The organism is Nonomuraea glycinis (assembly GCF_035920485.1).
In the GTDB taxonomy this organism is placed as follows: Bacteria; Actinomycetota; Actinomycetes; order Streptosporangiales; family Streptosporangiaceae; genus Nonomuraea; species Nonomuraea glycinis.
Window position 1 is genome coordinate 4,720,491 of record NZ_CP109166.1, and the last position, 16,248, is coordinate 4,736,738.

Below are 16,248 nucleotides of genomic sequence, written 5' to 3' on the forward strand. Positions count from 1 at the left end.
AGGCGTGGTCGTCACAGTCAGGCGAAGCCGCGGGGCAGGACGGCGACGGGGCACGGTGAGGCGCGCAGCAGTTTCATGGCCAGTTCGCCGATGAACACCCGGTGCGGCTGCGCGTCCTCGCTGGCCGCGCAGACCAGCAGCTCGCCGGGCAGCCACTCGGCCGCGGCCACGGCGCCGGCCACGTCGTGTCCCTCGGCCACCTCCGCCTCGGCCTCGATGCCGCTGTCCTCCCACGCCTGCCGGACGGCCAGGGCGAGATCGTCCCTGAGCCGTCCCCGGTCCTCGGTCCGCAGGTCGAACGTGATCAGCCGGAGCGGCACCCCCAGCCGGAGCGCCGCCTGCGCCACCCGCGCGACCGCGGCGTCGCACTGCGGGCGGTGCACATAGGCGAGGGTGAGCCGGGTGGGGCCGTCCGGCGGCAGATAGCCGGCGGGCGCCAGCATCACCGCCTCCGGCGACAGATGCAGCAGATGGTCGGTGGTGCTGCCGAGCTGGATGCGGCCGTGCGCCCCGCCGTCCGCCGACCCGGCCACCACGAGATCCGCCCTGATCCTGCTGGCCAGCACCGCCAGCCCGCGACCGGCGCCCCTGCTCTCGTACGCCATGAACTCGGCCGGCACGTTCTCCAGGCTGACCGCCGCGTTCGCCAGGCTGGCCTGCGCCTCGACCGCCAGGCCCGGGCTGCCCGGCGGGTAGATCGCCACCACCGTGAGCTCGCCGCCGGTGACCCGGGTGATGGCGGCGCCCAGAGCCAGCGCGTCCCGCCCACCTGAATCGTCGGTGTAGCCGACGATCACCTGCCCTCCGATCACGAGAGCCCCCATACCCGCTCTGGGGTGGGGATACGCAGCATTCCTCGGGGCGCAAAAGGGGTAAACAGCCGAAAGAACGAGGCATCCACAAAGATCCACTCGTAAGGTCTTGTCCATCGGCTGTTAACAGATTGGACACCCGTTGTACCGCGACATCGTCGACTTCGCTCTCACCACGCCCGGATGGCTGCACACGCTCGCCGAAGTCGGCACCGACGCCGGGCTGTTCCTCTTCGCGGCGCTGTTCGTGCTGACGTGGTGGCGGGCACGGTACGCCCCGGCCCGAGACCTGGCGCTCGCCCTCGCCGGCCCGGCGGGAATCGTGTGCGCGTACGTCAGCAGCGAGATCGTGAAGATCTTCATCATGGAGGAGCGGCCGTGCCGGGGCGGGGTCGCGACCATCGCCGCCTGCCCGCCCGTGGGCGACTGGTCGTTCCCGAGCAACCACTCGGTCATCGCCGTCGGCGCCGCCGCGACGCTCACGCTGATCTGGCGCACCCTGGCCTGGGTGGTCTTCCCGCTCGCCGCGGTCATGGCATTCTCGCGGGTCTTCGTCGGCGTGCACTACCCGCACGACGTGCTCGCCGGGGCGCTGATCGGCCTGCTGCTCGCGCCGCTGTTCACCCTCCTGCTGGTCGGCGCCGTCACGCCGGTCGTCCGGCTGGTCCGCGCCCGCGTGCCGGCGCTCGCTCCGCGCGCCTAGCGCGCCGGGTCGTCCGCTCAGGTCGTCCGCTCAGGCCGTCCACTCGTGCCGGCCGAGGAAGCCGCGCTCGCCCGTGGCGTACTCCTGGAAGGCCCGTTGCACCTCGTCGAGCTCGGCCACCTCGGTCCTGATGAGCCCCTTCTCCTTGTACTCGAGCTCGTAACCGGGCGAGACCTGGATGAAGTGCCGCCCGAAGTTCACCAGGGCGACGAACGGGTTCTGCGGCGACAGGGTGGCCAGCACGTCGCGCACCAGGCCCAGGTCGGGATCGGTCACGATCAGGCCGTCGCCGGTGTGCAGCTGCATCCCCTCATATACGCCGAGCGGCGCGACGTTGTGCACGAGGTCGCGCTGCGGGTCGTAACAGGCCACCCCGTGCGCGCGGGCGAGCGTGAACACCTGGCCGGACATCTCGTCCATCGCGTCCAGATCCATCGTCACCAGCACCTGATCCTGGTAGACGGTGACGAGTCCGGGCAGCTCCTTGGCGAGGTCCGGCAACTGCCCGGTGACGGGCTCGGTCTTCTTGACCTCCAGGTAGGCGGCTCGCGCCTGGTCCCTGGAGATCGGCGCGGGCTCGTCCCAGACCATCAACTCAACGCTCACCGGTCCATCTTGTCGAACCCGCGCCGCATCTGCGTAGGTAGGGGGCGGAAGAACGCGAAACCCTCGTCCCACCAGACCCTCACCCGCGTGGCGCTCCCGCCTACCGATCCCGCCAAGTACGGACATGTGCGGGCTAGGGGGTGGCCGGTGTCTCCGAACCGGGGACCAGCTCGACGGTGCAGTACATGCAGCGGCGCGCCTCCACCGGGACGTCGCTGATGCACTCGGGGCACTGCTTCGTCGTGGCGGACTTGTTCCGGTCGAGCAGCCCGATCAGCCGGGTCATCGGCAGCACGATCAGCCAGTAGACCACCGCCGCGATGATCAGAAAGGTGATCAGGTGGTTGAGGAAGTCGCCGTACTTGAACTCGCTGCCGTTGACGGTGAAGGAGTATTCGGCGAAGTTCGGCTGCCGCCCGCCGGTGACGGCGCCGATCAGCGGCGTCACCAGGTCGGTGACCAACGCCTGCACGAGCCCGCTGAACGTGGCCCCGATGATCACGGCGACCGCCAGCTCCACGATGTTGCCACGCAGAATGAAATTCTTGAATCCGCCCATGGCATCGGAATATAGCGGGTCAAGAGATGGTCAAACGCCGATCGTGGGGGCAGGTAAAGACCTCGGCGGTCAGCCGGTCCCGAGGGGGTGCGGCGTGATCGGTGCGAGGCGCGGGGAAGGTAAGAGATTGCCGTCGGGCGGGCGTACGAAACCGGGGTTGTCCGGTGGAGCGAGAGGACACACCATGGGAAAGACCGTGAGGGAGCTTCGATGATCGAGGTGTGGCCGGGGGACCCGTACCCACTCGGGGCGACCTACGACGGCGCGGGGACGAACTTCTCGCTCTACACCGAAGTGGCGCACTCCGTGGAGCTGTGCCTGTTCGACGACGACAACCGGGAGTCACGGGTCCAGCTCACCGAGGTGGACGGGTTCATCTGGCACGGCTACCTGCCCGGCATCGGCCCGGGGCAGCGCTACGGCTACCGCGTGCACGGCCCCTACGAGCCGGCCCGCGGGCTGCGGTGCAACCCGGCCAAACTGCTGCTCGACCCGTACGCGATGGCGATCGAGGGCGGGGTCGACTGGGACGAGGCGGTCTACGGCTACCGCTTCGGCTCGCCGGACACCCGCAACGACATGGACTCGGCGCCCTACGTGCCGCGCTCCATCGTGATCAACCCGTTCTTCGGCTGGGGGCACGACCGGCCGCCCGCGACGCCGTACCACGACACGGTGATCTACGAGGCGCACGTGCGCGGCCTGACGATCAGCCACCCCAAGATCCCGGAGCACCTGCGCGGCACGTACGCCGCGCTCGGCCACCCGGAGATCCTCGACCACCTCACCAAGCTCGGCGTGACGGCGCTGGAGCTGATGCCGGTGCACCAGTTCGTCACCGACCACATCCTGGAGGAGCGCGGGCTGGCCAACTACTGGGGCTACAACTCCATCGGCTTCTTCGCCCCGCACAACCGCTACTCCAGCCAGGGGCAGCGCGGCGGGCAGGTGCTGGAGTTCAAGGCGATGGTCCGGGCGCTGCACGAGGCGGGCATCGAGGTCATCCTCGACGTGGTCTACAACCACACCGCCGAGGGCAACCACCTGGGGCCGACGCTGGGCCTGCGGGGCATCGACAACCCGGACTACTACCGGCTGGTCGACGGCGACAAGCGCTACTACATGGACACCACGGGCACCGGCAACAGCCTGCTCATGCGCTCCCCGCACGTGCTCCAAATGATCATGGACTCGCTGCGCTACTGGGTCATCGAGATGCACGTCGACGGCTTCCGCTTCGACCTGGCCTCGACCCTGGCGCGCGAGCTGCACGAGGTCGACCGGCTGAGCGCGTTCTTCGACCTGGTCCAGCAGGACCCGGTGCTGTCGCAGGTCAAGCTCATCGCCGAGCCGTGGGACGTCGGGCCGGGCGGCTATCAGGTGGGAAACTTCCCGTCGCGGTGGACCGAGTGGAACGGCCGCTACCGCGACACCATCCGCGACCTGTGGCGCGGCCAGCCGGCCACGATGCCCGAGTTCGCCTCCCGCTTCACCGGGTCGAGCGACCTCTATCAGGCCGACAGCCGCCGCCCCGCCGCCTCGATCAACTTCGTCACCTGCCACGACGGCTTCACCCTGCAGGATCTCGTCTCGTACGACCACAAGCACAACGAGGCGAACAAGGAGAACAACCGCGACGGCACCGACGACAACCGGTCCTGGAACTGCGGCGCGGAAGGCCCGGCGGACTGGGCCACCGAGTCGCTGCGCGAGCAGCAGAAACGCAACTTCCTCACCACGCTCTTCCTGTCGCAGGGCGTGCCGATGCTCTCCCACGGCGACGAGCTGGGCCGCAGCCAGCAGGGCAACAACAACGGCTACTGCCAGGACAACGAGCTGACCTGGGTGGACTGGTCGGACGTCCGGGAGAACTGGCTGCTGCTGGAGTTCACCCAGGGTCTGGCCGCGCTGCGCAAGAAGCACGCGGTCTTCCGGCGCAGGAGGTTCTTCTACGGCAAGCCGGTGCGCGGCCTGAGCGACATCGCCTGGCTGACCCCGACCGGCGAGGAGATGACCGACAGCGACTGGAACGTCGGCTACGCCAAGTCGCTGGCCGTCTTCCTCAACGGCGAGGCCATCACCGAGCCCGACCGGCGGGGCAGGCCGATCCGGGACGACTCGTTCCTGCTGCTGTTCAACGCCCACCACGACACCATCAAGTTCACGATCCCGAAGGACTACGGCGAGATGTGGCAGACCGAGATCGACACCGCCATGCCGATCGGGCTGGACGTGCGGATGTGCCGGGCCGGTGAGGGCGTGGACGTGCCCGGACGCAGCATGCGGGTGCTGCGCCGTGTCTAGGCCGATCTCGACCTACCGCCTCCAACTGACCCCGGACTTCGGCTTCGCCCAGGTGGCGGAGGCCGCCGGCTACCTGCGCGAGCTGGGCGTCAGCCACCTCTACCTGTCACCGATCCTCCAGGCGACCGCCGAGTCCCGGCACGGCTACGACGTCACCGACCACTCCAGGATCCGGGAGGAGTTCGGCGGCGCCAAGGGCTTCCGCGAGATGGCCGAGCGACTGGCCACGCTCGACCTGGGCGTCATCCTCGACCTCGTCCCCAACCACATGAACACCGGCAACGCCCAGCTCTGGTCGGTGCTGCGGGACGGCCGGGACTCGCCGTACGCGAGCTGGTTCGACATCGACTGGGACGGCGGGAAAGTGGCGCTGCCCGTGCTGGGCGACGACACCGAGCCGGTGGTCGACGGCGACCTGCTGCGCTACCACGAGCACACCTTCCCGCACCCCGGCCACTACCGGCTCGTCGACTGGCGCGAGGGGCCCGGCTACCGGCGCTTCTTCGACGTGTCCACCCTGATCGGGGTGCGCGTCGAGGACCCGGCGGTGTTCCTCGCCACGCACGAGGTGATCTTCTGGCTGCTTGACGAAGGGCTGGCCGACGGGCTGCGGATCGACCACCCCGACGGCCTCGCTGACCCACGCGGCTACCTCGACCGGCTGCGCGCCAGGTCCGGCGGGGTGTGGACGGTCGTGGAGAAGATCCTCATCGGCGAGGAGCGGCTGCCGGACGACTGGGCGTGCGACGGCACCACCGGCTACGAGGTGCTCAACCGCGTCAACGGGCTGTTCGTCGACCCCGAGGGCAAGACGCCGCTGATCGAGCTGTTCAGCCGGCTGACCGGTGAGCCGGACGACTACCTGCCCGTGGTCATGCGGGCCAAACGCGAGGTCATCGACCTGTTCTTCGGCGCCGAGGTCAGGCGGCTGGCCCGCGCCGCCGCCTGCCCGCCCGAGGTGGTCGCCGAACTGCTGGCCGCGATGCCGGTCTACCGGGCCTACGTGGTGCCCGGCGAGCCGCCGCCGCCCGAGTCCGTCAAGATCGTCGAAGCCGCCGCCGCCACCTGCTCTCCCGCCGTCCGGCCCCTCGTCCAGCAGGTCCTGTACGGATCGGCCGAGGTGATCACCCGATTCCAGCAGGCCTGCGGGCCGGTCATGGCCAAGGGGGTGGAGGACACCGCGCTGTACCGGTGGTTCCCGCTGTCCTGCCTGAACGAGGTGGGCGGCGAGCCGGACCGGTTCGGCGTTTCGGTGGAGGAGTTCCACCAGTTCTGTACGGAGATGCGACCGGAGTCGATGACCACCCTGTCCACCCACGACACCAAACGGTCGGAGGACGTACGGGCCCGGCTGGCCGTGCTGTCGGAGATGCCGCAGGAGTGGGCCGAGGCGGTGTCGCAGTGGTCGGCGGAGCTCAGCTTCGATCCGCACCTCGACTACCTCGCCTGGCAGAACCTCATGGCCGCCTGGCCGATCTCGGCCGAGCGGTTCGCCGACTACCTGCTCAAGGCGGCGCGCGAGGCCAAGACCGCCATCTCCTGGGTCCGCCCCGACCCCGGCTACGAGCAAGGGCTGCGCGACTTCGCCGCGGCCGCCGTCCGGCTGCCGGTGGGCCGCTTCACCGAGCGGATCGACGGCTTCGCCAAATCCAACTCGCTGAGTGCCAAACTCGTCCAGCTCATGATGCCGGGGGTGCCGGACGTCTACCAGGGCAACGAGACGACCGACTTCTCCCTGGTCGACCCGGACAACCGGCGTCCCGTCACCTTCCCGCGCACCCCCGCCTCGGACTGGGACCGGGTCAAGCTGCTGGTCACCGGCCAGGCGTTGCGGCTGCGCCGGCGCCTTGGCCACGCCGCGCCGTACACGCCGCTGCAGGCGCGAGGCGAGGCGGCGGAGCACGTGATCGCCTTCGTCCGGGGCGAGAGCGGCGGGCCGCAGGCCGTCGCGGTCGCCACCCGCCTGCCCGTCCGCCTGGCCGAGAGCGGATGGGGCGCCACCACGCTGGCGCTGCCCCCGGGTCACTGGCGCGACCTGCTCGGCGGCGGTCAGCACACCGGGCTGACCCCCCTGGCTCACCTGCTCGGCAAGCATCCCGTCGCACTCCTGGAGAGACATGATCTTTGAGGTGTGGGCACCCACGGTCACGGCAGTCGAGCTCGACGTCCCCGGCGGACGGCGCCCGATGTCCCCCGGCCAGGACGGGTGGTGGTCCGCCGAGGTGCCCGAAGCCGGGCACGGCACCAGGTACGGCTTCGTGCTCGACGGCGACGGCCCCTACCCCGACCCCCGCTCACGCTGGCAGCCCGAGGGCATCTTCGGCCCCAGTGCCGTCTACGACCACGCCCACTTCACCTGGACCGATCACGGCTGGAAGGGCCGCGACCTGCGCGGCAGCGTCATCTACGAGCTGCACATCGGCACGTTCACCACGGAGGGGACGTTCGAGGCCGCCGCCGAGAAACTCCAGCACCTGACCGAGCTGGGCGTCGACTTCGTGGAGATCATGCCGGTCGCGCCGGTGCCGGGCAGCCGCAACTGGGGCTACGACGGCGTCGACCTGTACGCGGTCAACCACACCTACGGTGGCCCCGACGGGCTCAAGACCCTCGTCGACGCCTGCCACCAGGCCGGTCTCGGCGTCATCCTCGACGTCGTCTACAACCACCTGGGGCCGTCGGGCAACTTCCTGCACCCGTTCGGTCCGTACTTCTCCGGATTCGCGGGCAGCTACTGGGGCGAGGCGGTCAACCTCGACGGGCCCGGATCCGACGTGGTGCGCCGCTACTTCATCGACAACGCCCTGCAGTGGCTGCGCGACTACCACGTCGACGGGCTGCGCCTGGACGCGGTGCACGCGCTGCACGACCGCCGCGCCACCCACCTGCTGGCCGAGCTGTCCGACGAGGTGGACGTCCTGTCCTGCTCGGTCGGCCGGCCGCTCACGCTGATCGCCGAGTCCGACCTGAACGACCCCCGCATGGTGCGCTCGCGTGACGCCGACGGGTACGGCATGACCGCGCAGTGGAACGACGACGTGCACCACGCGCTGCACACCGCCGTCAGCGGCGAGCACCACGGCTACTACGCCGACTTCGCCGGGCTGTCCGCCCTGGTCAAGGTGCTGACCTCGGGTGTCATGCACGACGGCGGCCATTCGAGCTTCCGCGGCCGCGCCCACGGCCGGTCCTTCGCCGGCGTGCCCGGCCACCGGCTGGTCGCCTGCCTGCAGAACCACGACCAGATCGGCAACCGGCCCATGGGCGACCGGCTGCCGATCCCGGAGCTCAAGCTCGGCGCCGGGCTGCTGCTCACCTCGCCGTTCACGCCCATGCTGTTCATGGGGGAGGAGTGGGGGGCCAGGGCGCCGTTCCTGTTCTTCTCCGACCACGTCGATCCGGAGCTGCGCGACAGCGAGGGCGGGCGCCGGCAGCGCGAGTTCGAAGGCTTCGGCTACGCCTGGGAGGCGCCCGACCCGTCGGAGGAGGAGACGTTCCTGCGCTCCAAGCTCGACTGGTCCGAGCTGAAGGACGAGGAGCACTGGTCGCTGCTGTGCTGGTACCGCGACCTGACGGCCCTGCGCAGGGCGCTGCCCGAACTGTCGGACCCGCGTCTGGACCGGGTCCGGGTGGACCACGACCCGGACGACCGATGGCTGGTCATGCGGCGGGGGTCGCTGGCGGTGTCGGTGAACTTCTCCCCGGAGTCCCTGACCTTGCCGATCCCGCTGGGGGTGGTGCTGCTCGCCTCCGACGAGAACATGTCCGAGACGCCGGAGGGGGCCCGCCTGCCGGGCCAGTCCCTGGTGATCCACCGCCCCGGAACCTGAGCGTCGGCCATAGGGTTGCTGCGCGACAGACCGATCGACGGGGGAGTGGTGACCGTGCGGCACAGGGCCCGGACATGGGGATGCGCCCTTCCCCGCGCCACGGACCTGCCCGGCTCCTGACCGCCTGCCGTGCGATTCGGGGTCCTGGGGGCCGTGGAGGTGTGGTCGGCCGACGGCGAGACGGTCGCCGTCGGCGGACCGCGCTCGCGTGCGCTGCTGGCGATCCTGCTGCTGAACGCGGGCCGGACGGTGGCCGTGCGACCGCTCGTCGAGGGCTTGTACGGCCCGGGGGCGCCGAGTGGCGCGGCGCACGCCCTGCAGTCCCAGGTGTCCCGGCTGCGTCGCCGGCTCGGGGCCGCAGGCGAGACCGGGGATCGGCTCCAGTTCGGTCCCGCCGGGTATCTGCTGCTCGCCGATCCCGATGACGTCGACGTCCACCGATGCGAGCGGCTCGCCGGTGAAGGACGGCGCTCGCTCGCCGCCGGAGACCACGAAGGCGCCGCCCGGCTGCTGGGCGAGGCCCTGGAGCTGTGGCGGGGGCCGGCGCTGGCCGACGTCATCGACGCGCCCTTCGCCGGGGAGCAGGCCGCCCGGCTGGAGGAGCTGCGGCTGGCCGTACTCCAGGACCTGGTGGAGGCGCGGCTGGCGCGCGGTGAGCACCACGACCTGGCGGCGGAGCTGCCGGAGATCGTGGCGGCCCATCCGCTCCGGGAGCGGCTGCGCGGACAGCTCATGCGGGCCCTGTACGGAAGCGGCCGCAAGGCCGAGGCGCTCCTGGTGTTCGAAGACGCGCGGCGGACGCTGGCCGAGGAGCTCGGCGTCGATCCCTCCCCGGAGCTCGGCGATGTGCACCTGGCGATGCTGCGCGCCGGGCCCGCGCCCGCCGAAGCGGTGGGAGGCGGGGTCCCGGCCCAGTTCACCACCTTCGTGGGGCGCGACGGCGACCTCGAACGCGTCCGCGCGCTGCTCGGCGAGCGACGCCTGGTCACGCTCACCGGGCCGGGCGGAGTCGGTAAGACCCGGCTGGCGGTCGAGGCCGCCGGACGGGAACAGGATGAGGTCCGCTTCGTCGACCTTGCCGCGCCGGCCGACGGCACGGCCGTTCCCCAGGCGCTGATCAACGCGCTGGGCCTGCGCGAGGCCGGGCTGGTGCCTTCGCTGTCCGGTCCGCTCGACCCCGTGGAGCGGCTGATCGCCGGGCTGGCCGAACGCCGGGTGCTGCTCGTGCTGGACAACTGCGAACACGTCGTCGCCGAGGTCGCCGCGCTCACCCGCCGGCTGCTGGCGGCCTGCCGGGACCTGCGGATCCTGGTCACCAGCAGGGAGAGGCTGGGCATCACCGGGGAGACGCTGCACCCTGTCCCGCCGCTGCCCCTGGACGGCGGCGGCCATCCGGCCGCGCGACTGTTCGCCGACCGGGCCGCTGCTGTGCGCCCCGGTTTCCTGGTCGGCGACGCCAACGCCGACGCGGTGGCGCGGATCTGCCGGGCACTCGACGGACTGCCGCTGGCGATCGAGCTCGCGGCCGCGCGGCTGCGGTCGCTGACACTCGAAGAGGTCGAGGCCCGGCTGGACGACCGGTTCCGGCTCCTGTCGCGCGGCGATCGTTCCGCGGCGCCCCGGCACCGGACGCTCCGCTCGGTCGTCGGCTGGAGCTGGGATCTGCTGAGCCGCCCCGAACAGGCGCTGGCCGCGCGGCTGACGGTGTTCAGCGGCGGTGCGTCGCTGCACGCGGCCGCCCGGGTCTGCGGGCCGTCCGAGGGCGAAGCCGTCGAACTGCTCGCCGACCTCGTCGACAAGTCCCTGGTGGAGGCGGGCGGGGGCAGATACCGCATGCTGGAGACCGTCCATGCGTTCTGCGCCGAGCGGCTGGCCGACGACGGCGAGCGGGAACAGGTGCGCGCCGCCCACGCTGCCTACTTCCTCGAACTGGCCCAGGCCGCCGAGCCGTGCCTGCGCGGCCCTGATCAGCTGGAGTGGCTGGCCCGCCTCGACGCCGAACGTGGCAACTTCCACGCGGCGCTCCACTGGGCGGCGGCGGCCGACCCCGCGCTCGGGCTCCGCCTGCTCGCCGCCCTGTCGTGGCAGGGACAGTTGCGCGGGCTGCCCGGCGAGCGGACCGCGGTGGCCGCCGGCCTGCTCGTGACGATCGGCGACGAGCCGCCCGCGGGTCTCGAAGAGGAGTACACGCTCTGCGTGGCGCACGCCGCCGCCGCCGACAACGCGCACGATCAGCTCCTGCGCGATCGGCTGGAGCGCCTCGCCGATCAGCCTCTCCGATACCCGTTCCTGCGCGTCCTGCGCTTCATGATGAACGGTCCCCGCGTGGACGAGGAGACGCCCGCCGATCCATGGTCGCGAGCGTTCACCAGCATGGAATCGGGGGTCAAGAGCCTGTTCGGCGGCGATCGGGACACCGCCGAGCCGGCGTTGCGCGCCGCGCTGGCGGGATTCCGGGAGATCGGGGACCGATGGGGAATCCTCACCGTACTGAAGCAACTGGCCGGACTGGCGGACGAGACGGAGTCCACCGCGCTGATGGCAGAGGCCATCGACCTGGCGGGGCGGCTGGGCGCGGTGGAGGACCTGACCAGGCTGCTCGTCAGGAACGCCGACAGGCTGACGGACGCCGGTCGGCTGCTCGCCGCGCAGGCGGAGTACGAGCGCGCCGTTGACTTCGCCCGCCGTACCGGCACGCCCGAGACCCAGGCCGGCGCCCTGCGCGGGCTCGCGGACCTCGCGCGCCTGCGCGGCGAGCTGCCGGCCGCCCGTGACCTGTACGACCGGGCGTTGCGGGGCTGCGGCCGGGCCTCGATGGGCGCCGCGTTGACGCGCTACCGGATCCTCTTCGGCCTCGGCCGGGTCGCGGAGGCCGAACGGGACGCCGACCAGGCCCGCTCGTGCTATCGGCAGGCCCTCGCCATCGCGCGCGCGTACGGAGACCTCCCGAGCACCGCCGCCTCGGCCGAGGCTCTGGCCGCGGTCGACGCCCGTTTGCGGTGAAGGGCCGGTGTGCGGATGGTGACCGCGTGGTGAGCGGTCCCCGCCAGCCTCGTGGTCATCGCCTCATCACTGACGGGAGACCGACATGACGGACCTCAAGGGCATGACAGACCTCAAGAGCAGGGCGGACCTCAAGGGCAAGACCGCGCTGGTGACCGGCGCCTCACGGGGAATGGGCCGAGCCATCGCCCAGCGACTGGCCACGGACGGCGCGCTGGTGGCGGTGCACTACAGCCGGCACGCCGACGCGGCCAAGGAGACGGTGGCCACGATCGAACAGGCCGGTGGCGAAGCCTTCCCCGTCCAGGCGGAGTTCGGCACGGACGGTGACGTGGGGACGTTGCTCACCGGCCTGACCGCCGGCCTGCGCGGGCGGCCGCTGGACATCCTGGTCAACAACGCGGCCTGCGGGAACCTGGAGACGGTGTGGTCGGCCGGGTCGGTCGACCAGTTGACGCCCGAGCGGTTCGACGAGGTCTTCGCGATCAATGTGAAGGCGCCGCTGTTCCTCGTCCAGGCGACGCTGCCGTTGATGCCCGACGGCGGGCGCATCGTCAACATCTCCTCGCTCGCCACCCGGATCGCCCTGCCCAGTCAGATCGCGTACGCGATGACCAAGGGCGCGCTGGAGGTCATGAGCCGGACGCTGGCGAACGCGCTCGGCGGACGCGGCATCACGGTGAACACGGTGCGCCCCGGCAGCACCGACACCGAGGTCAACGACACTCTGCGCAGCCCGGAGCTCCGTGCCGTCCTGACGGATCTGACCGCGCTCGGCAGGATCGGCCGGCCGGCCGACATCGCCGACGCGGTCGCCTTCCTCGCCTCGGACGACGCTCGCTGGATCACCGGCAACGTGCTCGACGCGACCGGCGGCGCGTACCTCGGCCCCATGTGGGCACGCTGACCTCCCTCCGGTTGGGTGTGGACAACCTCTCGCCATCCACAGAACGCCGTTCGGCGCCACGCCGCTGACCGGGCATTGCCGATCCTGAGTGCCTCATCGAACGCCGGAGGCTCTCATGAAGATCGCCCTTTCGCTGCCCTACGCGTTGACGTCCCTGTTCGTCGTCGTCGCCGAGCGGATCCCGTTCGACGTCACAGCCGTGCCATGGCGGGTGGGCGCACCCCACAGAAGGGCTGCCATAAGAGCGATCGGCAGCCCGGCGCTGCTGGTCACCCACCATCCGACACCATGGAGACCCGGCCGGACCAGCCTCACGCCTGACGAGCGGCGCCTACCGCGCCGCTCCGGGCAGCACCTCGTCATCTCCACGACGGCCGCACCGCACGAGCTGCCCGGCAGCCTGCAGCTCGCCCGCGCGACGGCCCGCGCCCTGGCCCGCGAGTACGACGGCCTGCTGATCGACCCCCTGACCGGCACAGCCGTGCCCACCTGCGAGAGGGCGGAAGGGGAGCCGGTCAACTTCGATTTGGGCGACAACTGGCTGAGCTGGTCCATCCACCCCCAAGACACCCTCCCCTACCCCCCTTCACCCCCTTGGGCCAACACGCCACCCCAAAGCACCGACACATCAGAGCCAGCCCGGAACCCCCAAGGGCTGGAGCCGCGCCGGGACTCCCGTGGGTTGGGGTCGGACCTTGACCCCCGTGGGTTGGGGCCGCGCCGGGACTCCCGTGGGTTGGGGTCGGACCTTGACCCCCGTGGGTTGGGGCCGGGCCAGGACCCCCGTGGGTTGGGGCCGGGCCAGGACCCCCGTGGGTTGGGGCGGGACCGGGACTCTCAAGGACCGGAGCCGGGCTGGGGCCCTCGCGCAGCTGAGCCAGACGCCTGGGATGGCCTGAGCGTCACCTCGCGAGGACTCCGGCGCTTCGCGCTGCCCGAGATCACCCTTGACGGCGCGGCCTGCACCCACCGCGAGTGCGCCACCGGCCTGCTGCGCCTGGTCGCCCACCGCCTGGTCGCCGACCAGTTGGCCTTCGTCACCGCGCACCCTGACGCCAGGCAGCGCACCATCGACGACCACCTGCGGATAGAGCCCTCCCCGCCCGGCGACCACGACCCAACGCCCTTCACCGTCCGCCTCACCCCCTGCGAAACCGGCTCCCCCGAGCCAGGCCGCCCCGGCGCCACCACCCGCCTCAAGGTCGCCCCCGCAGACGGCACCGACCAGACCACCTGCCTCAAAGTCGCCCCACCACCGGACTTCCCAGACGGCCTCAACGACTGGCTCCCGGAAACGAGTCGAGCTTCCCTGGCCTCCATCGACTGCCACCCATCGGACCCAACACCGGCCCTCGCCGCATAGGCCCGCCCGTTGAACTGGGCCAGGCCAATGAAGCCACCCGGCTACTGGACGTTCGCCTGGCGATCGCTCTGCGGGAAGCTCGCCGGTAGCGAGGGTCGCTCCGTAACCGGGCGCCCACCGACGGCGAAGGACTGACCCGTGACGGGGCGTTGGCCGGTGGCCTGGGGACTGCTTTCGGGCGGGGCGCTTGCCGCTGGTGGCGGGGAGTTCTGCGGTGACGGGGTGCCCGCTTGCGGCGGGGGGCCGTGTGGGGATGGGCGCTCGCCGGTGGTGGAGGGCTGCCCTGTGATGGGGTGTTGGGCTGTGGCCGGGGGTTGCCCCGTTACGGGGTGCTGGGCTGTGGGGGAGGGCTGTCCCGTGACCGGGGATCCATCTTCGACGGGCGGTTGGGCGGATTTCGGGGGGTGGGGCGTGGTCGGGAGGTGGGCGGTCGTGGAGGGGGCGTGCCATTCACGGGAGTTGTCGGCGGGGCCCTGGGTGGAGGTGGCCCAGACTGCCTCGGCGCAGATCAGACGAGCGGCTTCGACCGGCTCGGCGTCGCGGACGTGATGGCCCTCCTCGTCACGCCACAGGACGGTGACGATGCCGGTGACCAGGGTCGTGCCGCTCATCACGTCCTCGTACACCACCCGGCGGTTCACGGTCAGCGTCTCGTGGTCCGGGGCTCCAGCGCTCTCCCAGCGCCAGCCTCGGCAGGTGTCGCCGGGCTCGGCCTTGTTGACGCGGATGTCAGTGACGAACGTACGGGCATCGTCCCGATTCAGGATCGCGGAGGTACGGATGCGGGCGACCAGAGCTCGTGCCAACTCATGGCGGCGCTCAACAGGCCAGTCCACAGCTTCATGCGAGTTCGACCGCCACTGCGGGCCGAGGTCGGGATACCTCCTTGCCAGCGCCCTCCACCAGTCCGGCCACCCTTCGCGCTCCGCCATCTCACCCAGGCTCCGCTGCCGCACCGTCTTCGCCATCCGGTCGAACGGCGTGTCCGAAGGGAGCCCTTTGGCGGCCAAGAAATCGGCCATGGTCGCCCCCTGCTCCGCGAGCTGCTCCTCCAGCACGGCCTGTTCACGCGCGACCCGAGCCGCCGGCCAGTCCGCCGCCTCAGAGATCGGCACCTCGACCGGCAGAGGCCGCCGCTCTACGCCGTCGAGGCCCGCCGAAGGCACCGCGTCTCCCCCCGGCACAGCAGGGCGTGCAGGGACAGCCGGCGTCCACATGTCCGACGAGAAGTCCCGCCCCCCAGCAACCGAGCTGCTCGCATATGGCGAAAAGTCGGATACATCCGATGCCGAAACCCCCTGGGCCGACGGGAGGTCCGGTACGCCCGGTGTCGAAACTCTCTGGGCCGGCGGGTGGTCCGGTACGCCCGGTGTCGGAGCCCTCTGGGCGGGCGGACGGTCCGGTAAGCCTGGTGCCCGAGCCTCCTGGGCCGGTGGGTGGTCCGGTAAGCCTGGTGCTGGAGCTTCCTGGGGCCGTGGGAGGGGCGGGAGGTCGGGGGCTGGGGTTCTTGCGTGTGGAGGGAAGACCTGTACGTCGGTGGTCGGGACTCTTGTGGGTGCCTGGTGGGTCGGCGGGTTCAGGTCGGGGAGGGGGCTCTGGGGCTGGGAGGTCGGGGGTGGCGCGTTCGGGGGGAAGTCCTGGGGGTCCGCGTCTGCGGTCGACAGGCCGTCGACGTGGTCGGGGCGGGCATGTCTGGCGGGGTCGAAGGCATCCCGGATCGGCCAGAACCTGATCAGCCACCGTTCGGGCTCGCGGCTCTCGTACGCCTGCTCCAACTCCTCCTCCGACCCGGTCGCCGGAAGCTCTCCGGCGGGCTGGGAGTGCGCGGTCAGGCCGTACAGGAAGTGGGGTGGGCCGATGACGAAGCGCTCGGTCGCGTCCTCCGCGACCGAGCCGACGGCCACGAAGCCGGTGCCGCCCTCGATGGTGGTGTTCTCGACGGGGACCCAGGCGGTGTCCGGCTCGGGTGGCGGCGAGTCCCAGGCTTCCAGGCGAATGTGGGCTAGATCGCCGTCTCCAGGACTCTCCAGGAGGATGTCACCGTCGTTGCGTTCGAAGAAGATGGCGAGCTCCCCGAACTCCACCAGCACCGTGTTGTCGAGACCACGGATGAGACGTGCCACCGGACCTGCCTTCGCCCTCATAGTTGATCACAGGCTAC

General features: G+C 71.1%; 11 protein-coding genes. 6 read left to right on the plus strand and 5 right to left on the minus strand.

The annotated features are described in order from the left end of the window. Positions 1 to 17: 17 nt before the first annotated feature. Positions 18 to 812 (minus strand): universal stress protein, encoded by a 795-nt coding sequence (locus tag OHA68_RS22325; RefSeq protein ID WP_327109369.1) that lies wholly within the window; start codon positions 810 to 812, stop codon positions 18 to 20. A gap of 142 nt (positions 813 to 954) precedes the next feature. Between OHA68_RS22325 and OHA68_RS22330 the strand changes: the two genes are divergently transcribed. Further along, on the plus strand, positions 955 to 1,515 hold the full coding sequence (locus OHA68_RS22330; protein ID WP_327109370.1) for a phosphatase PAP2 family protein: 561 nt from the start codon (positions 955 to 957) through the stop codon (positions 1,513 to 1,515). A gap of 30 nt (positions 1,516 to 1,545) precedes the next feature. On the opposite strand, the gene OHA68_RS22335 is transcribed toward OHA68_RS22330, so the two are convergent. Beyond that, on the minus strand, positions 1,546 to 2,121 hold the full coding sequence (locus OHA68_RS22335; protein WP_327109371.1) for a hypothetical protein: 576 nt from the start codon (positions 2,119 to 2,121) through the stop codon (positions 1,546 to 1,548). Between the two features lie 133 nt (positions 2,122 to 2,254). Beyond that, complete coding sequence (gene mscL, locus OHA68_RS22340; protein WP_327109372.1) at positions 2,255 to 2,680, minus strand: large conductance mechanosensitive channel protein MscL; 426 nt, start codon at positions 2,678 to 2,680, stop codon at positions 2,255 to 2,257. Between the two features lie 210 nt (positions 2,681 to 2,890). Here mscL and glgX point away from each other — a divergent pair, with 210 nt between their 5' ends. From glgX to OHA68_RS22365, 5 genes are all read left to right on the plus strand, one after another. After that, on the plus strand, positions 2,891 to 4,984 hold the full coding sequence (gene glgX / locus OHA68_RS22345; RefSeq protein ID WP_327109373.1) for a glycogen debranching protein GlgX: 2,094 nt from the start codon (positions 2,891 to 2,893) through the stop codon (positions 4,982 to 4,984). Beyond that, complete coding sequence (gene treY, locus OHA68_RS22350; protein ID WP_327109374.1) at positions 4,977 to 7,112, plus strand: malto-oligosyltrehalose synthase; 2,136 nt, start codon at positions 4,977 to 4,979, stop codon at positions 7,110 to 7,112. Before glgX ends, treY begins: the two co-directional genes overlap by 8 nt. Next, a complete protein-coding gene (gene treZ / locus OHA68_RS22355; RefSeq protein ID WP_327109375.1) occupies positions 7,102 to 8,814 on the plus strand; it encodes a malto-oligosyltrehalose trehalohydrolase in 1,713 nt (570 codons plus the stop codon). The genes treY and treZ overlap by 11 nt, the downstream gene beginning before the upstream one ends. A 129-nt stretch (positions 8,815 to 8,943) precedes the next feature. Next, positions 8,944 to 11,817: an ATP-binding protein gene (locus OHA68_RS22360; RefSeq protein ID WP_327109376.1), complete on the plus strand. Its 2,874-nt coding sequence runs from the start codon at positions 8,944 to 8,946 to the stop codon at positions 11,815 to 11,817. Positions 11,818 to 11,902: 85 nt separating this feature from the next. Continuing rightward, positions 11,903 to 12,724: an SDR family oxidoreductase gene (locus OHA68_RS22365; RefSeq protein WP_327109377.1), complete on the plus strand. Its 822-nt coding sequence runs from the start codon at positions 11,903 to 11,905 to the stop codon at positions 12,722 to 12,724. Between the two features lie 628 nt (positions 12,725 to 13,352). On the opposite strand, the gene OHA68_RS45365 is transcribed toward OHA68_RS22365, so the two are convergent. Next, positions 13,353 to 14,054, minus strand: coding sequence for a DUF1720 domain-containing protein (locus tag OHA68_RS45365; RefSeq protein WP_407674482.1), 702 nt, complete (start codon positions 14,052 to 14,054; stop codon positions 13,353 to 13,355). 74 nt (positions 14,055 to 14,128) lie between these two features. Further along, complete coding sequence (locus OHA68_RS22375; RefSeq protein ID WP_327109379.1) at positions 14,129 to 16,210, minus strand: hypothetical protein; 2,082 nt, start codon at positions 16,208 to 16,210, stop codon at positions 14,129 to 14,131. Positions 16,211 to 16,248 lie beyond the last annotated feature (38 nt).

What these genes read in the sequence shown, in the direction of transcription:
- mscL (WP_327109372.1), bottom strand. Translation starts at nt 2,680, where the DNA reads ATGGGCGGATTCAAGAATTTCATTCTGCGTGGCAACATCGTGGAGCTG.
- glgX (WP_327109373.1), top strand. Translation starts at nt 2,891, where the DNA reads ATGATCGAGGTGTGGCCGGGGGACCCGTACCCACTCGGGGCGACCTAC.
- treZ (WP_327109375.1), top strand. Translation starts at nt 7,102, where the DNA reads ATGATCTTTGAGGTGTGGGCACCCACGGTCACGGCAGTCGAGCTCGAC.
- OHA68_RS22365 (WP_327109377.1), top strand. Translation starts at nt 11,903, where the DNA reads ATGACGGACCTCAAGGGCATGACAGACCTCAAGAGCAGGGCGGACCTC.